This window comes from Candidatus Pseudomonas adelgestsugas, from assembly GCF_004124255.1.
GTDB lineage: Bacteria > Pseudomonadota > Gammaproteobacteria > Pseudomonadales > Pseudomonadaceae > Aquipseudomonas > Aquipseudomonas adelgestsugas.
On sequence record NZ_CP026512.1, the window covers coordinates 786,508 to 810,958 of the forward strand.

The 24,451-nt window shown below is 38.3% G+C and carries 10 protein-coding genes and 1 tRNA gene; 7 read left to right on the top strand and 4 right to left on the bottom strand.

Features of this window, described 5'->3' with window-relative positions:
• Positions 1-3,189: 3,189 nt before the first annotated feature.
• Both nfuA and C3B55_RS02140 read right to left on the bottom strand, forming a co-directional pair.
• On the bottom strand, positions 3,190-3,774 hold the full coding sequence (nfuA, locus tag C3B55_RS02135) for a Fe-S biogenesis protein NfuA (RefSeq protein WP_129211053.1): 585 nt from the start codon (positions 3,772-3,774) through the stop codon (positions 3,190-3,192).
• A 2,180-nt stretch (positions 3,775-5,954) separates the two neighbouring features.
• Positions 5,955-6,038: transfer RNA gene (locus tag C3B55_RS02140), tRNA-Leu, on the bottom strand.
• Positions 6,039-8,537: 2,499 nt separating this feature from the next.
• On the opposite strand from C3B55_RS02140, the gene galU reads away from it, so the two are divergent.
• From galU to ahpC, 3 genes are all read left to right on the top strand, one after another.
• A complete protein-coding gene (gene galU, locus C3B55_RS02145; protein WP_129211055.1) occupies positions 8,538-9,377 on the top strand; it encodes a UTP--glucose-1-phosphate uridylyltransferase GalU in 840 nt (279 codons plus the stop codon).
• Positions 9,378-9,477: 100 nt separating this feature from the next.
• Positions 9,478-10,836 (top strand): glutathione-disulfide reductase, encoded by a 1,359-nt coding sequence (gene gorA, locus C3B55_RS02150; protein ID WP_129211057.1) that lies wholly within the window; start codon positions 9,478-9,480, stop codon positions 10,834-10,836.
• Positions 10,837-11,564: 728 nt separating this feature from the next.
• A complete protein-coding gene (ahpC, locus tag C3B55_RS02155; RefSeq protein WP_129211059.1) occupies positions 11,565-12,128 on the top strand; it encodes an alkyl hydroperoxide reductase subunit C in 564 nt (187 codons plus the stop codon).
• Between the two features lie 586 nt (positions 12,129-12,714).
• Here the strand turns inward: ahpC and C3B55_RS02160 are convergent.
• Both C3B55_RS02160 and C3B55_RS02165 read right to left on the bottom strand, forming a co-directional pair.
• The gene (locus tag C3B55_RS02160; protein WP_129211061.1) at positions 12,715-13,077 is read right to left on the bottom strand and encodes a histone-like nucleoid-structuring protein, MvaT/MvaU family; all 363 of its coding nucleotides are present in this window, start codon (positions 13,075-13,077) and stop codon (positions 12,715-12,717) included.
• 549 nt (positions 13,078-13,626) lie between these two features.
• Entirely contained in the window at positions 13,627-14,457 is an 831-nt protein-coding gene (locus tag C3B55_RS02165) for an undecaprenyl-diphosphate phosphatase (protein ID WP_129211063.1), read from the bottom strand.
• A gap of 1,005 nt (positions 14,458-15,462) precedes the next feature.
• Between C3B55_RS02165 and pnuC the strand changes: the two genes are divergently transcribed.
• The 4 genes from pnuC (at position 15,463) to C3B55_RS02185 (ending at position 22,655) form a co-directional block, all read left to right on the top strand.
• Positions 15,463-16,026 carry a nicotinamide riboside transporter PnuC gene (gene pnuC / locus C3B55_RS02170; RefSeq protein ID WP_129211065.1) on the top strand — a complete coding sequence of 188 codons (564 nt, stop codon included), beginning with the start codon at positions 15,463-15,465 and terminating at the stop codon, positions 16,024-16,026.
• Entirely contained in the window at positions 16,023-16,586 is a 564-nt protein-coding gene (locus C3B55_RS02175; protein ID WP_129211067.1) for an AAA family ATPase, read from the top strand. Before pnuC ends, C3B55_RS02175 begins: the two co-directional genes overlap by 4 nt.
• 3,932 nt (positions 16,587-20,518) lie before the next feature.
• Positions 20,519-22,177, top strand: coding sequence for a nitrite/sulfite reductase (locus C3B55_RS02180; protein WP_129211069.1), 1,659 nt, complete (start codon positions 20,519-20,521; stop codon positions 22,175-22,177).
• On the top strand, positions 22,161-22,655 hold the full coding sequence (locus C3B55_RS02185) for a DUF934 domain-containing protein (RefSeq protein WP_129211071.1): 495 nt from the start codon (positions 22,161-22,163) through the stop codon (positions 22,653-22,655). Before C3B55_RS02180 ends, C3B55_RS02185 begins: the two co-directional genes overlap by 17 nt.
• Positions 22,656-24,451 lie beyond the last annotated feature (1,796 nt).

Here is a 24,451-nt window from a genome sequence, read left to right on the forward strand (position 1 = left end):
GTTAATTGACGATCGATAAGATTTTCATGGCATTAAAAAATACTAATTTGATCAGCTATACTGGAAGCGGTCCACACTATCCACATAGTGTGCATAAAGGTTCCGTAGAAAAAACCTATACAGGCTAATTACAGCTTCGAGTATATCCGCTATAATAGCTTGACGGCAGGTTCACTCGTGAACTTTAGATACAAAGAATATAAATCGCTCTAGGCTGAAAACTAAAAAATTTTCTATGAAAAGCAAAGTAATCTGATTGGCGCCATTAAGTGCATAGCGCCGTGTAAAGAAATTACAATCATCAATCAAAGTTAATTACGGTATCGGCAGTAGCGTCAACGCTTGCGACTATTTGTATGTATACAAAATTGATGGTATGAAAATATTATTGAGCTGTCTAGGCATGAATTATGCAGATGTATTTATGCTGCATTACTTTAATGCTAGCATGCACGGTAGGAGCGTCAAGACAGTAATGCAAATGCATAAATACATGTAGCTCCTGCAAAAAAAATACTTAAGTCGTAACAATCTGGCAAAAAACACAGTCTAAAAAAATTTTTTAAGCATCCTAGAAGATAAATTCTTTTATGGCGCATAAGTGCAATTATTTAGTGCCTATCTGTAGTAAGTCTCAAATATATCTTAACTAAGCATAAATAGCAAACTATCCTGGTTTCGATGTAATGTTGATAGGCAATTGATAACTTTAAACAGTCTAACAGTGCATGAGCAGTCTTTCAATACCTAACTAAACACTGCACATAAGTTAGAACGTAAATACTTTGGCGTGGAGTGGGTATAGTTTAACTGTTATACAGCCGTTAAACGCATCTTATGCTAGGTTTATCTGAGAGCCTAGACTGTTTTAACCTCAATAAGGACATGGCTATGATCTAGCTAATTTATACTAGTCGACTATATCGATAATTAATAACCCAGCATGAGGCTTATTGACAGCGTATTCAGTTAATACTCATGGTACGCTAATCATTAATGCGTAACGTGTTGCTGCTTAGTAAGTTAACCTGCGTTAGCAGCTAACAGGACATAGTTAACTACTTAAGCCTAGAATAGAGCTAAGTCCATGGCTAAGGCTATCATGGGAAGTAATTTACATGAAGCGCTTTCTTGAATGGTTTAATGAAGAAGACATGCTAGCTTGTCTTGCAAACTGATCTTTCAACTATTTTAGGAAATGAGCCAAGCTGTTGGCATGTATATATCTGACGTAGTTCTGGGCTGATTAAGCTGGTATACTAGCTGAGAGACTTCAATATTTTTTCTATTGATGCCGTAGCTATATTTGGCATAAAACCACTTGAAGGCTGTATTTCTCCATGCATAGAGCGACATGTTCGACTAACCGACTATCCTGAATCGAGCTTCATGGTGACATGCTGGAATATATTCAGTTTAGTTGGCATATACATCCGTTTAAGGAATGAAAACCGAAATATTAAAACTTGCTAATAATATGTTGTTTAATGTGTCCACTTATTTATGCAGTTGTGATATAGACTAAGGTATTAGACCTAAAACATATCTTCAGTATAAACAAAAAAATTATCTTTACTGAATGCTTATTTTTTAGATGCAGCAAAAAGTTAAACATGTATGTTAAGGCTCAAAGTACGACCTTGTATAATTACCTATAAATTAGATGCTTTTCGATAAGAATCTTGTAATTACGGTATTCCAAGCACCGACCATCCAATGTATAAGCAATGTTTAGTTTATATTGATCCGTTAAAAGTAATAATGTTTTCTAGCAAGGCTTAATTAGCATTGATCAGTCTGTCTTTTGGTGGTTTCTGTTTCGCTTAGCTTGATGATGACATCCGGCGCAAGATACTCGCGCCTCTAATTGTTAAGATTGGGTTGATTCTAATTATGCATGTCGGTACTTTAGATTTGCCGCGTTGACTGGTTAATCGTGAGCGCATTACCGAGGTTCACGCTACCTATAAAAGCATTTTGCTAATATATATTAGCGCTAGATGAAGAGCTTATTTACTTAAGCCATTTTTAGTTGTGATGCACGTCAATCGCGAGTTATGCTAATTATAATAGCGATATAGTATATTTACGTCTATTTTTGCCATTTACATAATAAAGTATCCAGCCTAAGTCATGAGCGTGATGGCACTTATGGTTAAATAACGCTAACGCTTCTTATATATTTTTTATAAAATGAGCGGCCATGATTTATGCTAGCGCTAGTAAGTCAATACAATTGTCGTAGTTGGCTTATATTACAGGCATCAGGTAAAGGCACAAGGTTATTATCTCATTGAGAAACTCTTCTAACCACTTCTGACGGTTATTACTGTCACTGTTGACCTTACTCCAGTAATTAGCTAGATCTTTACTGGAAAATATATAAGCAGCTGGAAGTGCAATTTATCGATAACCTGCGCGCTAATCGTACACGTTTCTAACGTTACATTCATGAGCCATGCTTGTCAACTATGTGTATAGTATTAATCGTAAAATACGCGTAGTGTTGAACATGTTAATATATAAAATATTGGTGCTAGTATCCAGGCATGTACGGATAGGATGAATATTAATTAGTCGTTGTTGATTTTGATGTTACTTAGCTAGTCAACGAAATGCTTGCTACACTACGATGAATCTTATTATCTAGCTGATAGCAATAAATTATGGTGCCCATACCTATTATGAAGAACTAGGATGCGTTCCTTAAGAATCTGTGTGGTTGGGCATAAGAGCTTTATAATTTAACATTAGGCTTAACTCTAATTAAGAATTTTGAGTTTTATAAAATGCAGCAAACCTGTGCAGATTTAGATTATGTCTAGATTTTATGTAAATATCGTTTTAAAGCGTGCCAACGGTGTCTGCTTGCACTATAATTGCTGGCGATTAAAATAGCTCTGCTGTACATTTCTCAAAGAAAACCACAGTTGAGCTTGTCGCCGTACTATGGTACAGACTACCCGATTGCTTACGGGCAATCGGTCAACTTAAACTAGATGAAGACTGTTTAAGTTGACCAGCTGAATCAGCCGGTCAACGATATACTGCGCAATTCAGAAGTGGATATATTGACCAGAAATACTGCGCATGTGCGTAATACACTAGCTGCTATAAATTAATATAGCCTTGTTTCAGTAAAGACGTTTCTAGTGTGGGCGCTGTTCGTATTCACCATAAGTATCTTGCTCAGTAATAAGCATTTTCTTTCTGTGCATGGTCAGTTATGTCGCGGACGCCCTTAAGCTCTGGAATACGCTCTATTAGAGTGCGCTCTATACCTTCACGCAAAGTCTTATCAGCCTGGCCACAGCCCTGGCAACCGCCACCAAATCTAAGTACGGCAATACTGTCTTCGACTACATCAATCAAGCTGATCTGGCCACCGTGATTAGCTAGCCCTGGGTTTATCTCGGTTTGCAAGTAATAGTTAATACGATCGTTGATAGGGCTGTCGACAGTAATGCTGGGTACCTTAGCGTTAGGTGCTTTAATAGTTAGCTGACCACCAATGCGATCTATAGTATAGTTAACAACCGCCTCCTTAAGAAAAACTTTACTGAAGTAATCTATGTACACCGTGAAGCTTTTAAGCTTAAGAGCGATATCTTTAGATTTTTCTTCGCCAGGTTTACAATAAGTAATGCAAGTTTCGGCATATTGAGTGCCTGGCTGGGTAATAAAAATGCGGATTCCTATACCTGGGGTATTCTGCTTAGACAATAGGTCAGCCAGGTAATCATGGGCCGCGTCAGTAATGGTTATGGCAGTCATGAAAACTCCTCAGAGGCTTCCTAAAATTTTGTGCTAATTTACTATGAAGGTGCACAATCTGTGTGTTTTTTATTAGATTAACATCTAATCATTATTCTATTGATCAAACTAGTCTTTGATTAATAGCATAGCTACTATGCTCTAGTCATCAGTAGCTGTCTATATTACACGGACAAACGGTCATCACATAACACGGCCAGTACAGTATAATGGTTATTATCGTAAGTGCTTGGTAAGTATAGCTATTAGCTAAAAACACTACTAAGTGCAGTACGTATACTGAGTACAAATGCTCACTGAGTACTTTGAATAAAAGTGTTTTGCAAAGAATCACTCCAGTGCCACATATACTACTGCTAGTAACATCATACTTGGCAAGTTCTAGAAAAGTATACGGTTATACCAATAAATAATAAATCTTTAGTAAAGTTCCGGAAAATCTAAGCTGTAGTAGCTATAATTTTTGCTTGGTCTAGCTATTAAGATACAGCAGCAACTGCCAACATAATAAAGATAGTTTAAGGCAAGCAGTAGTTAAAATCGCATACCGCAGTTTATGGCTCAATCGACATTAAATGTATGATATACTTTGTACCTGTCAGGATTTTCTGAAGTTATAAACAATAGTTACATTAGCACATTGATATATTGGTAGTCACATCTACTATAATCCAATATTAACCTAGCACCTATCGTCAGCCGTGTCTATTTTTGGTAGAGCGCAGAATCAAATCAGCTGGTGCAATGAACGGCGTGCAGCACTAAGACAATAGCGTGCACTACTTTTTCTTAACGTAACCTACGTAAAGTTTATGACTTTTACATACATCTAGAGGATAACTAATAATTTTGCAGCAGTTGATGTCTAGAATGTTCAATTCTAGTGGCAGGTCATGGAAGTACTGCTATCGCTACTAATAGCTACGGCATATACCTAGACGATCGCTAATTCTCTTAGCGTACTTTGTCCTGCTGATCTGCTACATTTACATGACAAATTTAGTATTTCTAGGGTAATAATGTTGCATATCAAATTTAGATAATTGCTAGAGTTGAGGTCGTTTTAATTGCGCTGAAATAGCCACGCGCCAATCAGATTTAAATCAAACTAAAATATGATATTGGTGAGCTGCAAGGAAAGTTTAAATTATGATTCATAAAATTTCTAGAGTTAGCACGGATGGTCTACCAATAGTAATATGTATTGCTGCAAGCACAACTACGTTAACTACTTTGAGTAGTTAGTTGTAATAAACACTGGTAGTTGTGGGTAACGGGCTGCATTAAATGCAGTAGCATTGATTCGTCAGGTTAACGCTAGGTCAGATTAGCTACAGAAGCTGTTTGGTAAGTTTATTGTTACTGTCAGCACAAAAAACTACGCAGCCAAACGACTCCTCACTGCAGCAGCCATTGAGCGGTACGAGTCGGAACGTTAGCCGAGTATATGAGCATAAAATCATTAGCAGCTATTGTTTGCTACTGATATCTGTTACTACACTCTATTATAGTTAACAGAGTAATCCCTAACAATTCATGTGTCATGGTGGTTTAAGTAATTGACTAGATTTATAATTGTCTAGTAAGCAGCTATCTAATGTATTTAGACTATGCTGAAGTCGAGCCTATAATCTTGCTGTGTGCAGTGGATTTATCGCCAACATTAAAGGTAACTAGTACGTCGTATGTTGACTATTAAAGTATATAGATCTGGCTTGCTTGAGCGCACAATCCAGCCAGGACAAAAGATTTGTACAATCTAAATCTTAGTAATACCATAGGAGCTTAATAGCTTTAGTGGCTGATTAGCCGCGCGATCAAGCGTAAAATCAGCTATGCTTGATATTATAGCGATAATATTAGCTAATAAATTATTGTATGCTTATAGTTATTGCAACCTTGCTACCTTAATGAGGACACGCGTGCAGTGATTTCGGTTAGGTTGTTCTAGGTTAGAAAATGCGGCGACAAGGGTAAATGTAACGCTACCTTCAAATGGTAAATACCTTACAGTTCAATATCAACGTTCACAATATGTGTTGGCCATTAGCTTTATAGAAAAGATTGGCAAGAAGCTCTTATGCGTATTAATAACAGGTACGTTAGATGTCTGCAAGAGAATCTGTTATTAAGGTCGAGCGTAACTGGCTCCCAGGTATAGATTTATAGTAAATTCATAGTGCCCGAACCCGGAATTGAACCGGGACGCCTTTTGGGGCGGGGGATTTTAAGTCCCATGCGTCTACCAGTTTCGCCATTCGGGCGGTAGAGCAGTAAACTGGGGTTAGAGTATATAGATTTATATATTGGGATGCAAGTTCAATAGCTGCTATTTTAGCATTAAAATAGAGCTAAAATAACTTGTTAAATAGGCTATATAAACAAAAGCCCTAGCTGAGTCTTAAGGTTCTTTGTTGGCGCCAAATCGCTTTTATCAGAAACTGGTATTATGCATTTAGAGCGTGCTTCCACTTTTAACTTAGATTACCCCATCAGCTTCACCCCAGCTTGTCGCGTTACCGATTAGTAAAAGTAATGTTTTTTGGTCACATCAAAGCTTCTTGTTAATAGAGCTGCTACACCATGCTGATCAGTTCACGTATATTTACTTTGATAGCGTAGTCTTGGCAAGCAACAATGCTTGGCTTAATGCATTCGCATAATAACAGACTAGCCATAGTATTTGTCAATCCAGTCTGGGTACATGTAGAGTTTGTTTTTGCGAATTATATCCCTAACCTGCATAAGCAGTTTGCTATGGCTGGCATTAAAATGTTATTTGCTGTGGCTTATCAGGCCAGTGTCGAGGCGTAGTTACTACTGGTAAGGCGATGAGTATGTTAAGTTGGATGACTAATGACTATGAAATAGTTTCGTTGATCTTCTTCCTATTTAACATAGTTTTGCTAATGAAATATGGCAACAAGCTATATTTATAGTATTTTTCCTTGCCAATATTCTTCATATCACTGCTGAGGCATGAGTTGCTCAAGTGAATCAATATTTGTAACTGGCACAATCTATGCCAAGCGTTTAGCATGTTTATGGACTTTTTTTGGTTTTACCGTAATGGCAACTCATATATCGGTAAGCGCATAGTTAACATCTCTTGCGATGTCCTTTAGCTAGAGCAATCAATACTACTGTTTGAAGAGGTTGATATTTTTTCGCATTCAGTTTGCGTGGTCTGGCTAGGTATTTCTTGTCTATAGTGTTTTGCAGCATATCTAGCTAGGAGATATGCTGCATCAGGCTTTATAGCGGCAGATGCATCGATATTGGCGTAAACTAGATAAATGCACTGGTTATCAACGCTAAAGGCGTGTTTTAAAGGTTAAAACTAATGATAATATTTAGGTACTTTATGATATTGCTCAATTCTTGAGTACGCCTTCTTTACAAAACTATTAAGTTGTTTTTTAGAAAGATGATGCCAACCAATTCATTGGCGATATTAGTATTGTTGTTAACATGTAGATTTATGCAGGCATCTTGCAGCGCAAGTGAATCATTGCTACCACCGCCGAAAATAAACCATGAATGTTTGCTTGCAGGAATGTCATGATTATGGATTGACTGCATCAGCATCAGTTTTGCAAATATTGTGCATTCTTCTATGTTTACACTAATCAGTAGCTGGCTGCGTTTTAGCTTGCTTTGTAGGTTTTGCTAGTTAATTCCAACTAAAGTTATTGAATGAAGTCACATATAATATTACACAAATCAAAGGTAATGCGATTATGTTCGAGAATATTCTCGTCCTCAAGCTGGATTACCAGTCGAAAGTAACTGACGAAGGTATACCTATAAGGTGAATCGACATTAGTTACAATATTAAAATTACTCTGAATAATATCACAAATGGTCTGTTTGCCAAAGTTTAGCTTGATCAAATAAGCATGTGAGTAGACAGATCTAAAAAGAATAGTTATGTCTATTTATATTGCAACTAGAGATAGCATTTAAACTATAGTCATAGTTGATGTAGTTAGTTAATTAGTTAGTTTAGTTATGTATTTATATAATATCGTGAGTCATAAGGATAATTATATTTGAATATCAGCTTTAGGAATTAAATGACACGACTCATGAATAATAAATATTATAATATGTGTATAAAGCTCACTTAAAAAGTATTGTCATTATACAAAACAATACTTTTTAAGTGAACCATAAACTTATAATTTAGCGCTCATATTTTAGCATACGTTAACGCATAAAAACTCATCATGATCTGGGTTTGATATACATCTCAAAGATGTTGACTTATTTTTGTATCTTGTGTATGATAGACAATCAGCATAACGATCAGCATAAATTGTATGCTTGAGCTCACATATTAGCAGAAAATAATCTGATAGTTACTACTGATGGTAGTGTCGCTGTAGAAATTGATTAATTGATAGCCCTTTGTATACTGTGCAAAGTAGGTGGCGGTGCAGTTATTGTAGTTTCAATATTTATTAATCACGTAGTGTACATTGAAGCACTTAATACATGGTAAAGATAAATGAGTAAAGGGAAGGTAAGTTGTTACTAATCAGCGCCTAGAAGCGAAAAGCTCACTATAATTATTCATGGTTTTAAAGTGCTTTATTGTTCACATTGGTAATGTGAACTATTAGTTTTTTTTGCGGAACCTACTTACATATTATTTACAATAATATCGCAGCGCCTATTAGGTATAAAGCGCATTATAGGCTTAGGTGAGCTTTATTCAACTGCGCTATATTACGTACATGTATCCTTTTGTCAAGACTCTGATGATTAAGAAATGCTTGTTTCCAGCAGCCGGTTACGGCACTCGCTTCTTGCCAGTCACTAAGGCTATACCTAAAGAAATGCTATCCATGGTAAACAAGCCACTAATTCAATATGGCGTTGAAGAAGCATTCGATGCCGGCTTGAGCGAAATTTCTATTGTTACTGGTCGTGGTAAGCATGCATTGGAAGATCACTTTGATATTAGCTATGAGCTAGAAAACCAGATCAAGGGCACTGATCAGGAAAAATACCTGACCGGTATCCGCAAGCTACTCAACAAGTGTTCGTTTTCATATATCCGTCAAACTCAGATAAAAGGACTTGGTCATGCGATCCTAACTGGCCGACCACTGATCGGCAACGAACTATTTGCCGTAGTTTTGACTGATGATTTATGTGTTAACGTAACAGGTGAAGGCGTACTAACCCAGATGGTTAACTTGTACCAAAAGTACCGCTGTACCATCGTTGCGATTCAAGAGGTTAACCCGCAGGAAATCAATAAGTACGGTATTATTGCTGGCGATTACATCAGCGATGGCCTGATTCGCGTGCGTCACATGGCCGAAAAACCAGCACTAGAAGATGCTCCTTCGAATTTAGCAATCATTGGTCGCTATATTCTAACGCCGGATATCTTTAAATTAATCGAAGAAACTAAGCCAGACAAAAGCGGTGAGATTCAGATCACTGATGCGTTGCTGAGGCAAGCAAAAAACGGCTGCGTAATTGCTTATAAATTTAAAGGCCGCCGTTTTGACTGCGGCGGTGCCGAAGGATATATTGAAGCAATTAACTTTTGTTATAAATACTTTTATAAAGCTAACCAAGCTTACTGATGCACGTGCTTGACTTGCTTCAAAGTCTAGTCTTCTTGTGATTTTTTTATTTTTAAGTCCAGCAAGTTAGTATCTTGATATTTTTACGCAGGAAAGTAACATGGCTTATGATTTTGATTTGTATGTAATTGGTGCCGGTTCTGGCGGTATTCGTGCAGCGCGTTTTGCTGCAGGTTTTGGCGCTAGGGTAGCGATAGCAGAAAGCCACTATTTAGGTGGTACTTGCGTAAACGTTGGCTGCATACCAAAAAAACTATTAGTTTATAGTGCATATTTTGCTGAATACTTTGAGTTGGCTAGCAGTTTTGGTTGGTCTTTAGATGAAGTAAATTTCAATTGGGCAACTTTGATCACAAACAAAAACCGTGAAATTAACCGCTTGCATGGTATCTACCGCAACTTATTGACTAATAGTGGTGTTATCCTACATAAAGGTCATGCACGCTTGATGAATCCGCATCAGGTAGAGTTGAATGGCAAACTTTTTACCACTAAACACATCTTGATCGCGACTGGTAGCTGGCCAAATATTCCAAGAATTCCAGGATGTGAATACGTCATTAATTCTAATGATGTGTTCTTTCTTAAAGAATTACCTAAACGCGTATTAGTAGTAGGCGGTGGTTATATTGCCGTTGAGTTTGCAGGCATCTTCCATGGTTTAGGCGCACAAACTACCCTACTGTATCGAGGTGACCTTTTCCTGCGTGGTTTTGATAACTCGGTATGTATGCACCTGAGGGAAGAGTTGACCAGGCGTGGTCTCGACCTAAAATTCAACGTTGATGTTGAGCGCATCAACAAGCAAGCGAATGGCAGTCTAGTAACTACACTAAAAGACGGCCGTATACTAGAAGTTGATTGTGTGCTCTACGCTACCGGACGTCGTCCGATGCTGGATAATCTGGGCCTGGAAAATACTAGTATTAAACTAGATCAGCGTGGTTTTGTACAGGTGGATAACATGTACCAGACTACTGAAACATCGATCTCAGCCATTGGTGATGTCATTGGTCGTGTGCAACTAACGCCGGTGGCTTTGGCTGAAGGCATGGCGGTAGCGCGCCGTCTATTTAGGCCCAAGCAGTACCGTCCAGTGAATTATGCGATGATTCCGACTGTAATATTTAGCCAGCCAAATATTAGCGCTGTTGGTCAGACTGAGGAAGAGGTGAAAAATAGTGGTCATAAAGTGCATATATTCGAAAGCCGCTTTCGGCCTATGAATCTTACTTTAACTAATTGCCAAGAAAAAACCTTGATGAAACTAGTAGTTAACGCCGATACAGACAAAGTTTTGGGCTGCCATATGGTTGGGCCAAATGCTGGAGAGATCATTCAAGGCTTAGCGATCGCGCTGAAGTCTGGCGCAACAAAGCAACATTTTGATGAAACTATTGGTGTACACCCAACTGCAGCGGAAGAGTTCGTTACCATGCGTACGCCTATGGTTGCCTGATCAGTAAACTAATATTGCTGCTAGTGATTATTTACCAGTCGTCATTAATTTTAATAGCAGAGTAACCTATAGGTGTTCCCAGGTGTAGTTTATTTACTTAATTTTTGCTGTAATACCAGATTTACTGTGAGGTTATTCTTAAATGCTAGCCAATTTTTAGCTAGCATAAGCGGCCAGGATATTAAATTATAGCTTACAATAAATAGCGATTGCTATACTCTATATAAGATAGACGCTATGTCCTGGGTTTATTGGATTTTGGCGTGACTTTCTCTGTGATTCTTTTCGTATCCTACATATAAATTATGTAGCAGGTTATATCGGCGCTAGCATCATCTGACATTTATCGTACATCCAAAGCTATCAGGATCACATCAAAAAGAGCTGCTATCCTTAGTAGCTTGTTATGCAGTCTTGTATTCCGTGCAGTTGACTGCTGTAGCGATCTGGACTGGAAGAAACTTCACTGTCTATAATTAAAGATTACTAATTGGTTAACTTGATTGAAACAACATAAAATCTACTATGTGCTATGTTTAAGAGATATTTTTTATTAAGATAAGCATAGCAACCTGGCTATCGATCTTAGCCTTTTTTCTATTTAACCTAGCTTTTATATGCAAAATAAATCATTAATATCAGACTTATCAATGAGTCATAGACTAAAAGATTAAAAAACAAGTATAATTCAAAATATGAATTTATCAACCAATAACGGAGAGTCAACGATGTCTCTTATCAATAGCCAAGTTAAACCGTTTAAGGCTACTGCATTTAAAAATGGCAGCTTCGTAGAAGTAACTGATGTTAACCTGAAAGGTAAGTGGTCTGTAGTTTTCTTCTATCCGGCTGATTTTACCTTCGTGTGCCCAACTGAACTAGAGGACTTAGCTGATAACTATGCCGGATTCCAAAAACTTGGTGTTGAAATTTATAGTATTTCTACTGATACCCATTTTGCCCATGCTGCTTGGCACAAAACTTCACAAGCTATCGGCAAAATTCAGTACACCATGATCGGTGATCCAACTCTAACCATTTCCCGTAGCTTTGACGTACTAATAGAAGAAACTGGTCTAGCAGAACGTGGTACTTTCGTCATTAACCCAGAAGGTCAGATCAAGACTGTAGAGTTGAGTGACGGCGGTGTTGGCCGTGACACGTCTGAGCTGCTACGTAAAATAAAAGCTGTGCAGTACGTAGCTGCACACCCCGGCGAGGTGTGCCCAGCCAGGTGGAAAGAAGGTGAAGCTACTCTAGCTCCGTCTCTAGACCTAGTCGGCAAGATTTAAGTATGCAAAGACTTTAATTAAGGCTATATGCCATAATACTCATTAATCTATGATTTTTCCTCAAGATGCCATAGCAGGATTTGCTATGGCTTTTTTATGTGCTAAACTGGATGGATAGAAAACTTTCCCGTATGTGAGGTGCTAATCTAAAAGCTTAGTCAAAGTGATACTTGGCATCAGTGATCCTGCCCAGCTTATTAATGTCTGCATATTTCTTGATGACGATGTAAGGTCTTAGGAAATACTTTTTTGCAGGACCATAGGCAGTCTATTATACAGAGCAGACCTGAACACTTATGGCAATGATGCGTGTAGCTTTTTGTTGTAAGCTTCAGACATGGTTTGCATGTATCCTATACAAAATTAGTAATCAATAAGCCACGTGCTAAACGCTTTCAATCAAAAAAATCACGAAATAGGCATCACAAAACATGCATACTACAATAATTTTATATTAGTTATGAATGAGCATATATGCCCCATTAGAGCACACTACTATATTTAACTATTCTGATGCCGGTAAAAAATTATTTATGTCATTATCGAAAATGGAACAGTACATTTTATAATGTACATTACCTTTTGATCAGCCACACAACCAAGAATCTACAATGGCAGCGCCATACTGTTCTTTCCATGCTTGCAGGCCGCGATGGTTTGTATCTTTAGTCTCAATTAGATCACCTGTATGCTGGTTGTGGTACACTTTAACAACACGTATGTTGCGCTGTTTTGATGCGATGGTAGCGGTACTGGCTTTGCCATAACTAGGCTCAAGGATAGAAATAATATCGCACAGGTTTTTGCTGTAATATTTCATTAAGTCTTGTAGTTTTTCTTCGAATTCAATTTCTTTCTGCAAGCCAGCATCTTTCTTCAATGATTCAAGCTTGGCCAACTGTTCTTGAAGGGCTTTTTTTACTGCACGAAATTCGGCTAGTCTGGACAAGATCTATACTCCAATAATGTGGTTGGCTGATGGTTAACTGCAGATAAAGCGCATAAGACTACAAGCTTTAAGGTGATCAAAAGGAGCAGCATAGGTAAAAGGTGTGGCTGTTAATGTTGCGCGAGTAAATTATAGCCTAGTGAAATAAAATAATTTAATGTCAGGTAGTATCTAGTTATGTAAGTAGGTAGCTTATCACTTAATGAATAGGTCATGGTATCATGTTCCGCCAAACGGATAGTTTTTGTATAAAATCTATATTTTATACCACCTATATATTTGCATTGTGATGCGGTCAAGAATATGCTGTGAGAGTGCAAATGTATATAGAAATTTTTCTTGACTAAACGATGGTCAATCTATAAATATTTAGCATTATATTTGATGCAGTAACATGATTGCCTAAATTATTGTCTAACATAATAACTATATACTTTGTCATAAAGTATTTGCCTGGTAATTAATGAATTTTAGCTTTGACCGCAATATCCTATCAGTGCTGACCAAAGCATATCTACGTTTCACAACCACTCAAAGACGACTGAATATTTATGGTAAAACAGTTGTCCAGTTAATCCATCCAAAATGCCAAGTAGTCAAGATTATCAAACCAAACGCAATCCTATACCATGCAAACGCCGCGTAGCTATGGCTAGCAATAAACTTGAGTAAGGCTTTGACCGTCATCATCGCAAAGATAAATGAGGCGACAAATCCTATGGCGAACAATGGCAAAGCATCCTGTTGACATAGGTCACGGTATTTGTAACACGAATACACAGCTGCACCGATCATAGTCGGTATGGCTAAAAAGAAAGAAAACTCGGTGGCAGCTGTACGTGACAGGCCACTCAGTAAGCCGCAGATAATAGTGGCACCAGAACGCGAGGTACCAGGAATTATAGAAAAGCATTGCGCTACGCCGACTTTGAGCGCATCTTTCCAAGTGATATCATACACCGTTTTAGCGTGAACTAAATGTTGGCGGCTCTCGACCCATAACATGATCATACCACCTACCACAAGTGTAATTGCTACGATAATAGGACTGAATGGGTCATGCTTCATTAGGTCGATAACAATCATTCCAAGTGCGACTGCTGGTAATAGCGCAACGATCAAGTTAACTGTCAAACGTTGAGAATTGCGTTGGTTTGGTAAACTAAGTATTACATTTAGGATCTTACGTCGAAACTCCCATATAACAGCTAAGATTGCGCCTAGTTGAATAATAATATTGAACAGTTTGAAGTGTTTGTCTTCAAAACCGATCAGTTCGGCAATGATAATTTGGTGTCCGGTGCTTGAGATTGGTAGGAACTCTGTTAGCCCCTCCACTACACCAAGAATTAATGCCTGTATGATGACCCAAAAATTCATGTTATCCTCAAAAGATTATGCGCTGTGGCATGGTCTTTGCCCATCTTTTTGGGTGGCGCACTTAAGCGAATATGCCGAAGACATAATATTAATTGTTGTACAATCTGTGCTCAAAAAAATATTAAAAAATCAAGTAACGCTCAGATTTTTTTGAGTATAGACTAATAGTTTATCTGGTCAATCAGAGCTATTGATGCGGCACATAATTATATACAAGCATAGAATGAGAACTAATTGATCCCTATGGTGATCATGTAAGTGGCTAATTTTAAACTTGAGAGCTAAGACCTCTCAGTTATCCTTAACATGGACTATTCTGCTGTTTTCAAGAAACACTCTTGATCCTTGCTAAAACTAAGAGCACTGGCATTACTAACTATCGAGGATTTACATTCAAAGTATCATAAGACTGGATGATCAACTTTAGTATGTACGCAGATAGTATCTGCATACTGTATGCCGAGCCCATTTGTAGAGCGCCTAAACTGATTGATCTAGGTATTTATCACGTTGTGATAGCCATGTTAGTGACATTATTTGCAAGTAATAGAAGCGATTAATTTGCACATTTGATATCCATAAACACACTGCGTCAGGTAGTTGGCTGGTTATGGGTGTATATTAACGCGCTGGGGCTGATGATTCACAAAGCTGAGCATTAACTTTAGTGCTAGCTGAAGTCGTTTTGCTGTAGTAATCAATGCAGTGTAGTTGCCAGTATACGATCGTACATAGACAGTCTTCGTGCCTTGAAAGTGATCATTAGGAAAATCAGTCAAGCTCGTACAGGCATGGCTAGTATTGGTTCAGCATTAAAGAAACCAATGACCTGTAATACTTCATTTGTCAGAATTATTTTTCAACAAGTAGAGATATAGCAAAAACATTAATCAGAACGTAATATGATTGGCTAGCTTTATTCTACACTAGCTAGCTGGCCAAGTTTGAAAATTGCTTATCTTTAGTTGCAATCATCCAGCTTTTTAGTTTGCCCAGGGAACCACTATGTCCGGACTTGAATTATTCGCCGCCGCTCTTGGGGTAATCTCTGTTTGGTTGACGGTCAAACAAAACCCTTGGTGTTGGCCAGTTGGCCTGGTGATGGTTTTAATCTATGTTTGGGTCTTCTTCGAAGTAAAACTTTATTCAGATATGTTGCTGCAATTAGTCTACGCTGGCCTGCAACTATACAGCTGGTGGCAATGGACTTGTGTGAGTGAGGCTAAACAAGGGCGTAAAGTCACTAATCTAGGCTGGCTAGGAGTTATGGTCAGTCTCGCCTGCAGTACCTTGTTTAGCCTGCTACTAGGCGCTGCTATGGCCAACTGGACTGATGCTGCGCAACCATGGCTTGACGCTGCTTTGACCGGTTTTAGCCTGGTAGCACAAATATGGATGGCGCAAAAACATGTGGAATGTTGGCCATTATGGATTACCGTAGACGTAATCTTTTTCTGGCTGTTCCTTTATAATGGCCTATACTTGACCAGCACACTGTACGCACTTTTTACTTTCATTGCGGTGCATGGTTGGCGTGAGTGGCGTGCCGGTTCGGTGTTAGAAGCATGAAAGTAGTTGTACTAGTCGGCCCTGAATCAAGTGGTAAAAGTTGGCTAGCACAGGAGCTACATACTCATTTCGGTGGATTAATGATCGGTGAATACGCTCGATATTTTATCGAGTATTACCAACGTGATATTACTCTAGCAGACGTACCGGCGATAGCGCGTGGCCAATTAGGTTGGGAAGATACAGCTCGCGCTGAGCAGCCTGCTTTATTAATTCTTGATACACACCTGTTGAATAATAGGCTGTGGGGCCAAACCTTGTTCGGCTATTACCCAGCATGGCTGGACGATGAGCTGCTAGCTAGGTACTATGATCTGCATCTGCTGTTATCTCCTGATGATGTAGAATGGACAGCTGACGGTCAGCGCTGTCAGCCTGAACTGACAGATCGCCGCACATTTTTTCATGGAAGCCTGAACTGGATCAAGCAGCATCAGCAGCCAGTTGTACTGATTTGCGGCAACTGGGAAGAGCGCAGCGCTATTGCGTTTGCTGCAGTTGAACAGCTACTCAGTAGTACGCTAAAGCGCTCAGCTAAGAAAAAATGTGTCCCAGTGTAGCCTGTAATAACTGGTTGTAGTTAACCTTGGGTGCTAATATCTCTAGATATTTGAATATATTAAGTATGGCAAAGTTAGGAGCGAGCTAGACTGCCTTTAGCTTATTTAGCCTACCGGATATAAAGATATTCGGCTTCGGTAAGAAAGTCAGCAGTGCTGATGATTAATATAATGCAGTGATATATCCAAGATCGGTACATTACCTGTCTGCGTTGGTATTATGCTAAGAATAGCGCTATAAAAGAACTGTCTTGTACAAACCTTAGGTTTGTATACTGGTGGTGTATATAAAAGCTCGGCTATCATATAGGCTGGTCTTCTACAATACGAAGATTATTCTAGCTACATATAGCTTTTTTTGAAATTGCCCCACCTAGCAGAGACCGTGCTACTTTGCTATGAAAAAAATATTAAAAGAAGGCTGCTTATCTGTTTAAGCTTACGACTATAGTGAATGACATAATTAATACACAATATACTTTATAAATTCTTTCGCAAAGTGTTTTGTTACTTTGCCATATACCTTTGATTACATCAACATCACTATATACATGATATACCTAGTTAGCTGTATTCTGGCAAAACTGTGTTGCACGGCCACGTGCTAACTTGTTTTTATCGACTAGCTAAGTTATTGGAAAAGTTGCCTTGCTGCTATTCAGCAAGATTGGTGACTAAGTAGTCAATAGATATAAATCTAGTTAATATTGGCTACTTTTACAATATTTATGTAGCTGGTAGCAATTATTTCTAATTGGGTATGGTGATTTTGTTTGGCATACTAGGCTGATCTGTGCTGGCATAGACAAACGCTGCGAGCGTATCTAAATACCTTTTGACCAGTATACACTAGCATACTAACTGATTTAAAGCACGATTCTTTGCTTTTAAGCCATTAAAAGTAATATGTGCGCTACTGAACCTGCAGCTTATTTTGCTACAGCGCTGACCGCAAATCTTCAGTGTTACATATTGCCTACCACTACATCAATATGCCGGCTGAGCCGTTTGATAAATTGTATAGATTATAATATCTACTCTAAAATGTCAATAGCCAACACAGATAGCCAGAATTATGGGATTAATTAACTGCTACAAAGATAATGTGTAGTTTGTGCAACGCCTCAAACTGCCGGCAAGTCACATAGCTAATATTATGGTAATCCATGTACTGCAGTACAAATTAGCTTGATATTAACGTTAAAATACGTGTGCAAACTTTTGCATCTAGTACAAAATAGATAAATGCAATGCTGCACATTTAAAAAAATTTAAACGCTAGCCATGCACAATAGTAAATAGGCTACGTCAGTGATCAGTAAATTATCAGCGACTAGCAACCAAGTGATAAAAAATTAGATTTTAATAGCAAACGAATAGATTATTATCAGTCCAAAATATACTCTCCATTGATACGCAAAATTTAGATTATGAGCTTGCCTGGTGTTCAACACCATAATGTTGCTGCTTAGTGAAATGATTGGTTATGTTGTCAGCTTAGAACAGGATTTGACGGGCACCGTTATTAGTAATTTGATCACTTGTAAGCTAGTGGTATTCATTGATTAGTTGTGCAATACTGTAATATTTTAGTGACTTGTCGCTACTTCATCATTATCATGCACAATAAGCACGTAATTTTGTGTGGGCTTTGTACGATGAGTTAAGTTCACACATCTTTTTAGATACCATCATCTTGTTTGTAATCTCATAGATAAGTACAACGCTATTAAAGATGTCGCTTGATGTCTGCATACTTTGTTGGAGTATTTGCTAATGCCGCAGGCATATGGTAGACTGTTCAGAAGTCTGCACCATATATTGGAATGGTAATTCCTAAAATACGCTAACCTCGCTAAAGGGGGGGTCGCTGTTCTAGTTCAAAGTGTAATGCATGATTTAGCGGCATCAACTTGTAGCACCTAAATCTACAGCGCGCTATAAATTAAAGATGGCTCACAATTGCTAGCGTTAGAATTGAATAGGAAATCTTTTGCGAGAGCTATTAGTAAAACGCTGAAATAAGGTTGTCTCGCTACTGCGAAAATGTGAATTGCAATAATATTGCTTTAATTAGAATATCTATTCTGTTTACATCTGGTTTTACATCAAACAAAACATGCCGCTACTTTTACTAAACTAGTAAAAGTAGCGGCATGTTTTTAGTCAACTAATTATGTCTATATAAACTAGATTAGTCGATCAGTCATAAATATTTACCTCTAGCTACACTAAACAGGTTACAAGGTGAATCTTCAAGACTAACAACAAAAAGTGCTCTAGTGTGAGAGGTTGTACATGCCTTAGCAATAGGTACTCAGCAGTTTTTTTCGGATAAACAGATTGAGGTTACCGGATATACTATAGCTATTTACTACTAGTAAATCCATAAAGATGGATTGTATTGGTACAGGTTTTTATAAAAAACTATTGCGGCAGCGCTGTCAATAAGCCATACAGGTTCCCGATAGTGTTAATAATGCCGCGCTCTAGCTAACCTTAAAATTCTTTCAGAAAGCATTATTATGTCTACAGGATGGCTAGACCAGCGTACCAGACATACTCAGTCAAGAGACTAGCCAAACTCTCATATAAATTAATCCACCTCAGCCTGGCTAGGCTAGCCAATAATACTGATCCACAATAAGCATAACAGCGAAATGCTAACGTATAAGGTATTCGCTGAAGATCGTAAGTAGTAATTACTATAAGTGTCCAGTATCTCCTGGTCTGTGGAGTGATGGTTTTGTTGATACTAGTCTGATTATAAGTTAAGTGCTGACCATAACGGGTAAATTTCTAAGCGAATATACTGTACGTGAAAAAAATGTGCATACAGTATAAAGCTTAAGGCTATTGCAAGTTTCCAGTGCAGCGACTCTTCACGATTAAATCATTAATTAAACAAGTTGCAGACGCAAACCGTATATTGGTCACTCTGGATACGGTTGCGACTAAACTGCTTATAGCGTTATGCCAGACTGGCGTTGATTAGCTAGGAACACTTAAAGCTTTCTCAACGGTTAAGTAAGTTGTTGATTAACAATCATAGACAAGACACTTGAACGGCGCTTGCGTCTCTATGTGGCTAAGGGGGGTATTCTGGCGCCATAAATATTTAATAGATCAAGAAAGTCGTCTGGCACAACTTGTAGGTGGTTATACCTAAGTAGCAGCTCAGTGAGTATTAGATAACTGGTCATTAAGTAACGTATTGTTCACAATCAATAGCTTCATTCTGCGACTTGCTCAAGGCTCAGAATTTACAGTGCTATGTATTTATTATCGACCAACACCTAGTGATTTTGGCACTAGCTATTGCTAGCTTGCATCGTTTTATAAGCCTTGTCAATACTAATGTTTTGGTTACACTTGGAATAACGCATGCATAACTTTAAGCTGATATCTTTGCGGTAGCCTATATTAATTGCGCGTAGTTTAGCTCAGAAAGTTTTAGTGGTATATCTCAACTGTGAGATATACCACTAACATTGTTTTGGCCATTGATTTTAGCAATATGCACATATGCGTAATAAGAACTTTTAATATGTTTGTTTATGACATAAATTTTAAGCAACTATTCATGTTGACAACGCGATAATCAATAGAGGTTAAAAAACTTTTTATAGTATGTCATTTAAAGGACGTAAGTCATGACCATCAGGATGATAAAAAATATAATGGTACAAATATTAATGATGATGTTAGGTTGATCGGTTTGATTAGTGATTGTACAAAGATATAAATATAGTAAAGTTCATGCTTTCCTTTATGATAAACGTTATTATTGTGCTACTAATTATTATTAATCAATTTAGTTATTTATATAAATTTATATATGACTTTTACGCATACATTTAAAATAGTATTACATCCTAACTCCATTGAGCTAGCGTCTACGTACGCGTAGATTTTACTGAGAAAATACCTATATGTACGTATACGACAAATATGATCAGCGCCTCATCGAAGACCGTGTCAAGCAGTTCCGTGATCAGACCAAACGATATCTATCCGGTGAATTGAGCGAGGAAGAGTTTCGCCCTCTGCGCCTGCAAAATGGTCTTTACGTTCAGCGCTTTGCGCCTATGTTGCGGGTTGCTGTACCTTATGGTCAATTAACTTCGCGCCAGACGCGCATGATGGCTAAGATTGCCCGCGACTTTGATAAGGGCTATGTCCATATAAGCACCAGGCAGAACATACAATTTAACTGGCTTGCGCTGGAAGACGTGCCGGATATTCTAGCTGAGCTAGCTACCGTGCAAATGCATGCGATTCAAACTAGCGGTAACTGTTTGCGCAACGTAACTACAGACCAATTCGCCGGTGTTGCCTATGATGAATTAATTGACCCGCGGCCATGGTGCGAAATTGTACGCCAGTGGACCACCTGCCACCCTGAATTCGCTTACTTACCACGTAAATTTAAAATTGCCATTAATGGCTCAACCACGGATCGTGCAGTAATAGAGGTACATGACATTGGTCTAGAGCCAGTACATAACGCGTCTGGAGAGCTTGGGTTCCGTGTACTAGTGGGTGGTGGCCTAGGCCGTACTCCAGTGATTGGCGTATTTATCAACGAGTTCTTGCCGTGGCAGGAACTGTTGAGCTATCTCGATGCTATCTTACGGGTTTATAACCGTTATGGTCGTCGTGACAACAAGTATAAAGCACGGATTAAAATTTTGGTTAAGGCGCTAACGCCTAATGTATTTGCTCAGAAAGTCGATGCTGAAATGGAACATTTGCGTGGCGGCTATACTACCTTAACCGAAGCTGAAGTGCATCGAGTAGCTAAGCACTTTATCAACCCTCAGTACAAGATACTGACGAATCAGGATACGGAATTTGCCTCCATCGATAAACAATATCCAGATTTCGCTAGTTGGCGCATCCGTAACACTCTAACTCATAAAAAGTCTGGCTACGTGGCAGTAACCATGTCGCTTAAACCTACCGGTGTGGCTCCTGGCGATATCATTGATAAACAGTTAGACGCTGCCGCTGATCTGGCTGACCGCTATAGTTTTGGCCAACTGCGCACTTCTCACGAACAAAATATCATCCTTGCAGATGTTGAACAGAGCGAACTGTTTGCTTTGTGGGGCGAGTTGCGTGAAGGTGGTTTCGCCACGCCTAATATCGGCCTACTGACCGATATTATATGTTGCCCTGGTGGCGATTTTTGTTCACTTGCCAATGCAAAATCAATACCTATTGCTGAGTCAATTCAACGCCGTTTTGATGATCTGGACTACCTATTTGACATCGGTGAATTGGACTTAAATATTTCCGGTTGCATGAATGCATGTGGTCACCACCACGTTGGTCACATTGGTATCCTGGGCGTAGACAAAAAAGGTGAAGAATTTTACCAAGTATCCCTTGGTGGAAGTGCTAGTCGAGATGCAAGCCTGGGTAAGATCCTTGGTCCATCTTTTGCCCAGGAAGCCATGCCTGGGGTAATCAGTAAGCTAATCGACGTATACATTGAGCAGCGCACTGAAGATGAGCGTTTTATCGACACCTATCGCCGTATCGGTATAGATTTATTCAAGGAGCGCGTCTATGCAACGAATCATTAAGAATAACACAGTTTTCAATGAAAACTGGCACTTGCTGCCAAAAGGCGCTAGCTTTGATAGTATTTCTAGTTGCGATAACCTTATCGTGCCGTTAGCTATGTGGTGTGAATACGCTAATACCCTGAAGGCTCGTTATGGGAGTCTAGGTGTATGGTTAGACGCCGATGAAGAAGCTGAAGTAATCAGTTGTGACGTGGAGCAATTCCAGGTTATTGCTCTAAATTTTCCTGTTTTCACTGATGGACGCAACTACTCTAACGCACGCCTGCTGCGTGATCGTTACGCCTTTAAAGGTGAGCTACGAGCAATTGGCGACATACTGCGTGATCAGTTGTTTTATTTGCACCGTTGTGGTTTCGATGCTTTTGCTTTGCGTGCTGATAAAGACCCATATGAAGCACTAAAAAGCTTTAAAGATTTCTCGGTAATGTACCAATCTGCTACATATGAGCCGTTGCCGCTTTTTCGTCGTCGTTAAGTTTGATGCAAAATAATTAAAATCTAGGCATATCATAGTTTTTTGGTAAATAACTTACCAGCATGATATAATAATTATACCTAATGGATATAAATATTCGCTATAATTTAGCTGATCGTTTACTGAGTAGGAGTATTTAATCTAACTGAAAAATATAGATAATTAACTTAATCTGATATCTGTCAGATACCTTTGCATTGTCCAGTAAGGCATGTACTGTAGACTACTTGACAACTTCTGCGCGTTTTTGCCAGACTGCTATAGCAGTCATGTGTTAATGTTAATATTGCAGCATAAATTCATTCCTCTGATTTTAGCCTAAAATATTTTGAATACAGTTCATCTGTAGGAGCTATTTAAAAAAATTGTAGTCACTGTATTAAACAGGTCTACTAACCATGGGTAGGTCCACCTTTATACTGGCTAACTGTGCCATACGCTTAGCAAGTTTTAATTATGGCTTTGCAATGCTGGTGAGTGATTCACAGCGATATATCATTGATAAAATCGGAAGACACACGTAAGACCATGTGTCTACACTGTACATATTACGCCTATTTATGGATTGAAAAGATCTATAGCATCTCAGATGGATTACATATGGTAGCGATAAATTTTATGTAGCTGTGTAACAAGCAGCTTTGCCCACGGCTTAACGGTAGTGTTATGGCTATATACAAGTAAAGCTACACACTTAGTTTAATGTGAAAATTATTACTACTGTCAACGAGATTATCTCGTATTACTTCTAAGTTCAAATTATAAGACTTATCACAGATGCATCGAAAAAAAGCTTACTCATTCTTAGATGACTTCGTGTAATCACTAAAATATAATTGGCCGTATGCTTATAGTATGTGGCATGTTTACTTAGTTTGTTGGTGAAGATGTAATCTTGAGTACTGATAGTGGTTTTTTAAACTTTTAAATTGTAACTATACATGGAAACCAAAAGGTACACGTCATTTGTCGGTTCGAGTATATCTACATTTAATATTATACATATTATGTGCATAAGTCATAGAAGGTAGGGAACATCCTTATTTTAACTACTTAAAACGCTGTGATTAATCACCTGGACTGATCATGTTTTGGGGTATGAGAAGATATATGCATTATTGCAGTCATGTTTGCTTTTCAGCAAACCAAGAAACATCAAAAATGCTTATCAAAAAGGCAGTCTATTTTAACATGTCCCCCTCATTAAACACGTTACCCGTACTACATAAGTACGACCACTAGTTATTAGTATATAAGGTATATTAATAAATATAATTGACGAATACAGATTGTAAGTAGCACGAGGCGACAACATTGAATGATTATTCATACCCAGGCTTGCTCACATATGCGCTACACCAGTACTGGCCAACTATGAATTTATATCTATGTGATTCTTTAACTGGATAAACATAGAACAGTTAGATTGCGGAATAATATATAACACATCATTTGATGATACGGTATTATTCACAAAAAACTACTCAAGCATTTATCTTTTAGAAAAGTACAAGCGAAAGGAATAGAGCTAGGTCTTCTTTATCGTTAGCTCGAGCTCTTACAAAAAACTTGCTACTCACTGCTATATAAAACATCCAGCCTTCACTGAAGGTTTTACTGGTATGTAGACTTGGCGATTAATATAAAGATTATGTGCTGCACTGTTAAAGCAGTGCCTTACACCATGCAAATATATTGTTTAATCCACCTTAATCAGTTAACCAATATTAATAGCTAATAATAGTTGCCAGATAAAAAATTAACAGTTCTCAGTAGTACTATGTTGGCGTAGGCTA

Excerpts from the sequence above, each read along its gene's own strand:
- C3B55_RS02180 (WP_129211069.1), top strand. The coding sequence starts at position 20,519 with ATGTACGTATACGACAAATATGATCAGCGCCTCATCGAAGACCGTGTC.
- C3B55_RS02185 (WP_129211071.1), top strand. The coding sequence starts at position 22,161 with ATGCAACGAATCATTAAGAATAACACAGTTTTCAATGAAAACTGGCAC.
- C3B55_RS02175 (WP_129211067.1), top strand. The coding sequence starts at position 16,023 with ATGAAAGTAGTTGTACTAGTCGGCCCTGAATCAAGTGGTAAAAGTTGG.
- pnuC (WP_129211065.1), top strand. The coding sequence starts at position 15,463 with ATGTCCGGACTTGAATTATTCGCCGCCGCTCTTGGGGTAATCTCTGTT.
- galU (WP_129211055.1), top strand. The coding sequence starts at position 8,538 with ATGATTAAGAAATGCTTGTTTCCAGCAGCCGGTTACGGCACTCGCTTC.
- gorA (WP_129211057.1), top strand. The coding sequence starts at position 9,478 with ATGGCTTATGATTTTGATTTGTATGTAATTGGTGCCGGTTCTGGCGGT.
- nfuA (WP_129211053.1), bottom strand. The coding sequence starts at position 3,774 with ATGACTGCCATAACCATTACTGACGCGGCCCATGATTACCTGGCTGAC.
- ahpC (WP_129211059.1), top strand. The coding sequence starts at position 11,565 with ATGTCTCTTATCAATAGCCAAGTTAAACCGTTTAAGGCTACTGCATTT.
- C3B55_RS02165 (WP_129211063.1), bottom strand. The coding sequence starts at position 14,457 with ATGAATTTTTGGGTCATCATACAGGCATTAATTCTTGGTGTAGTGGAG.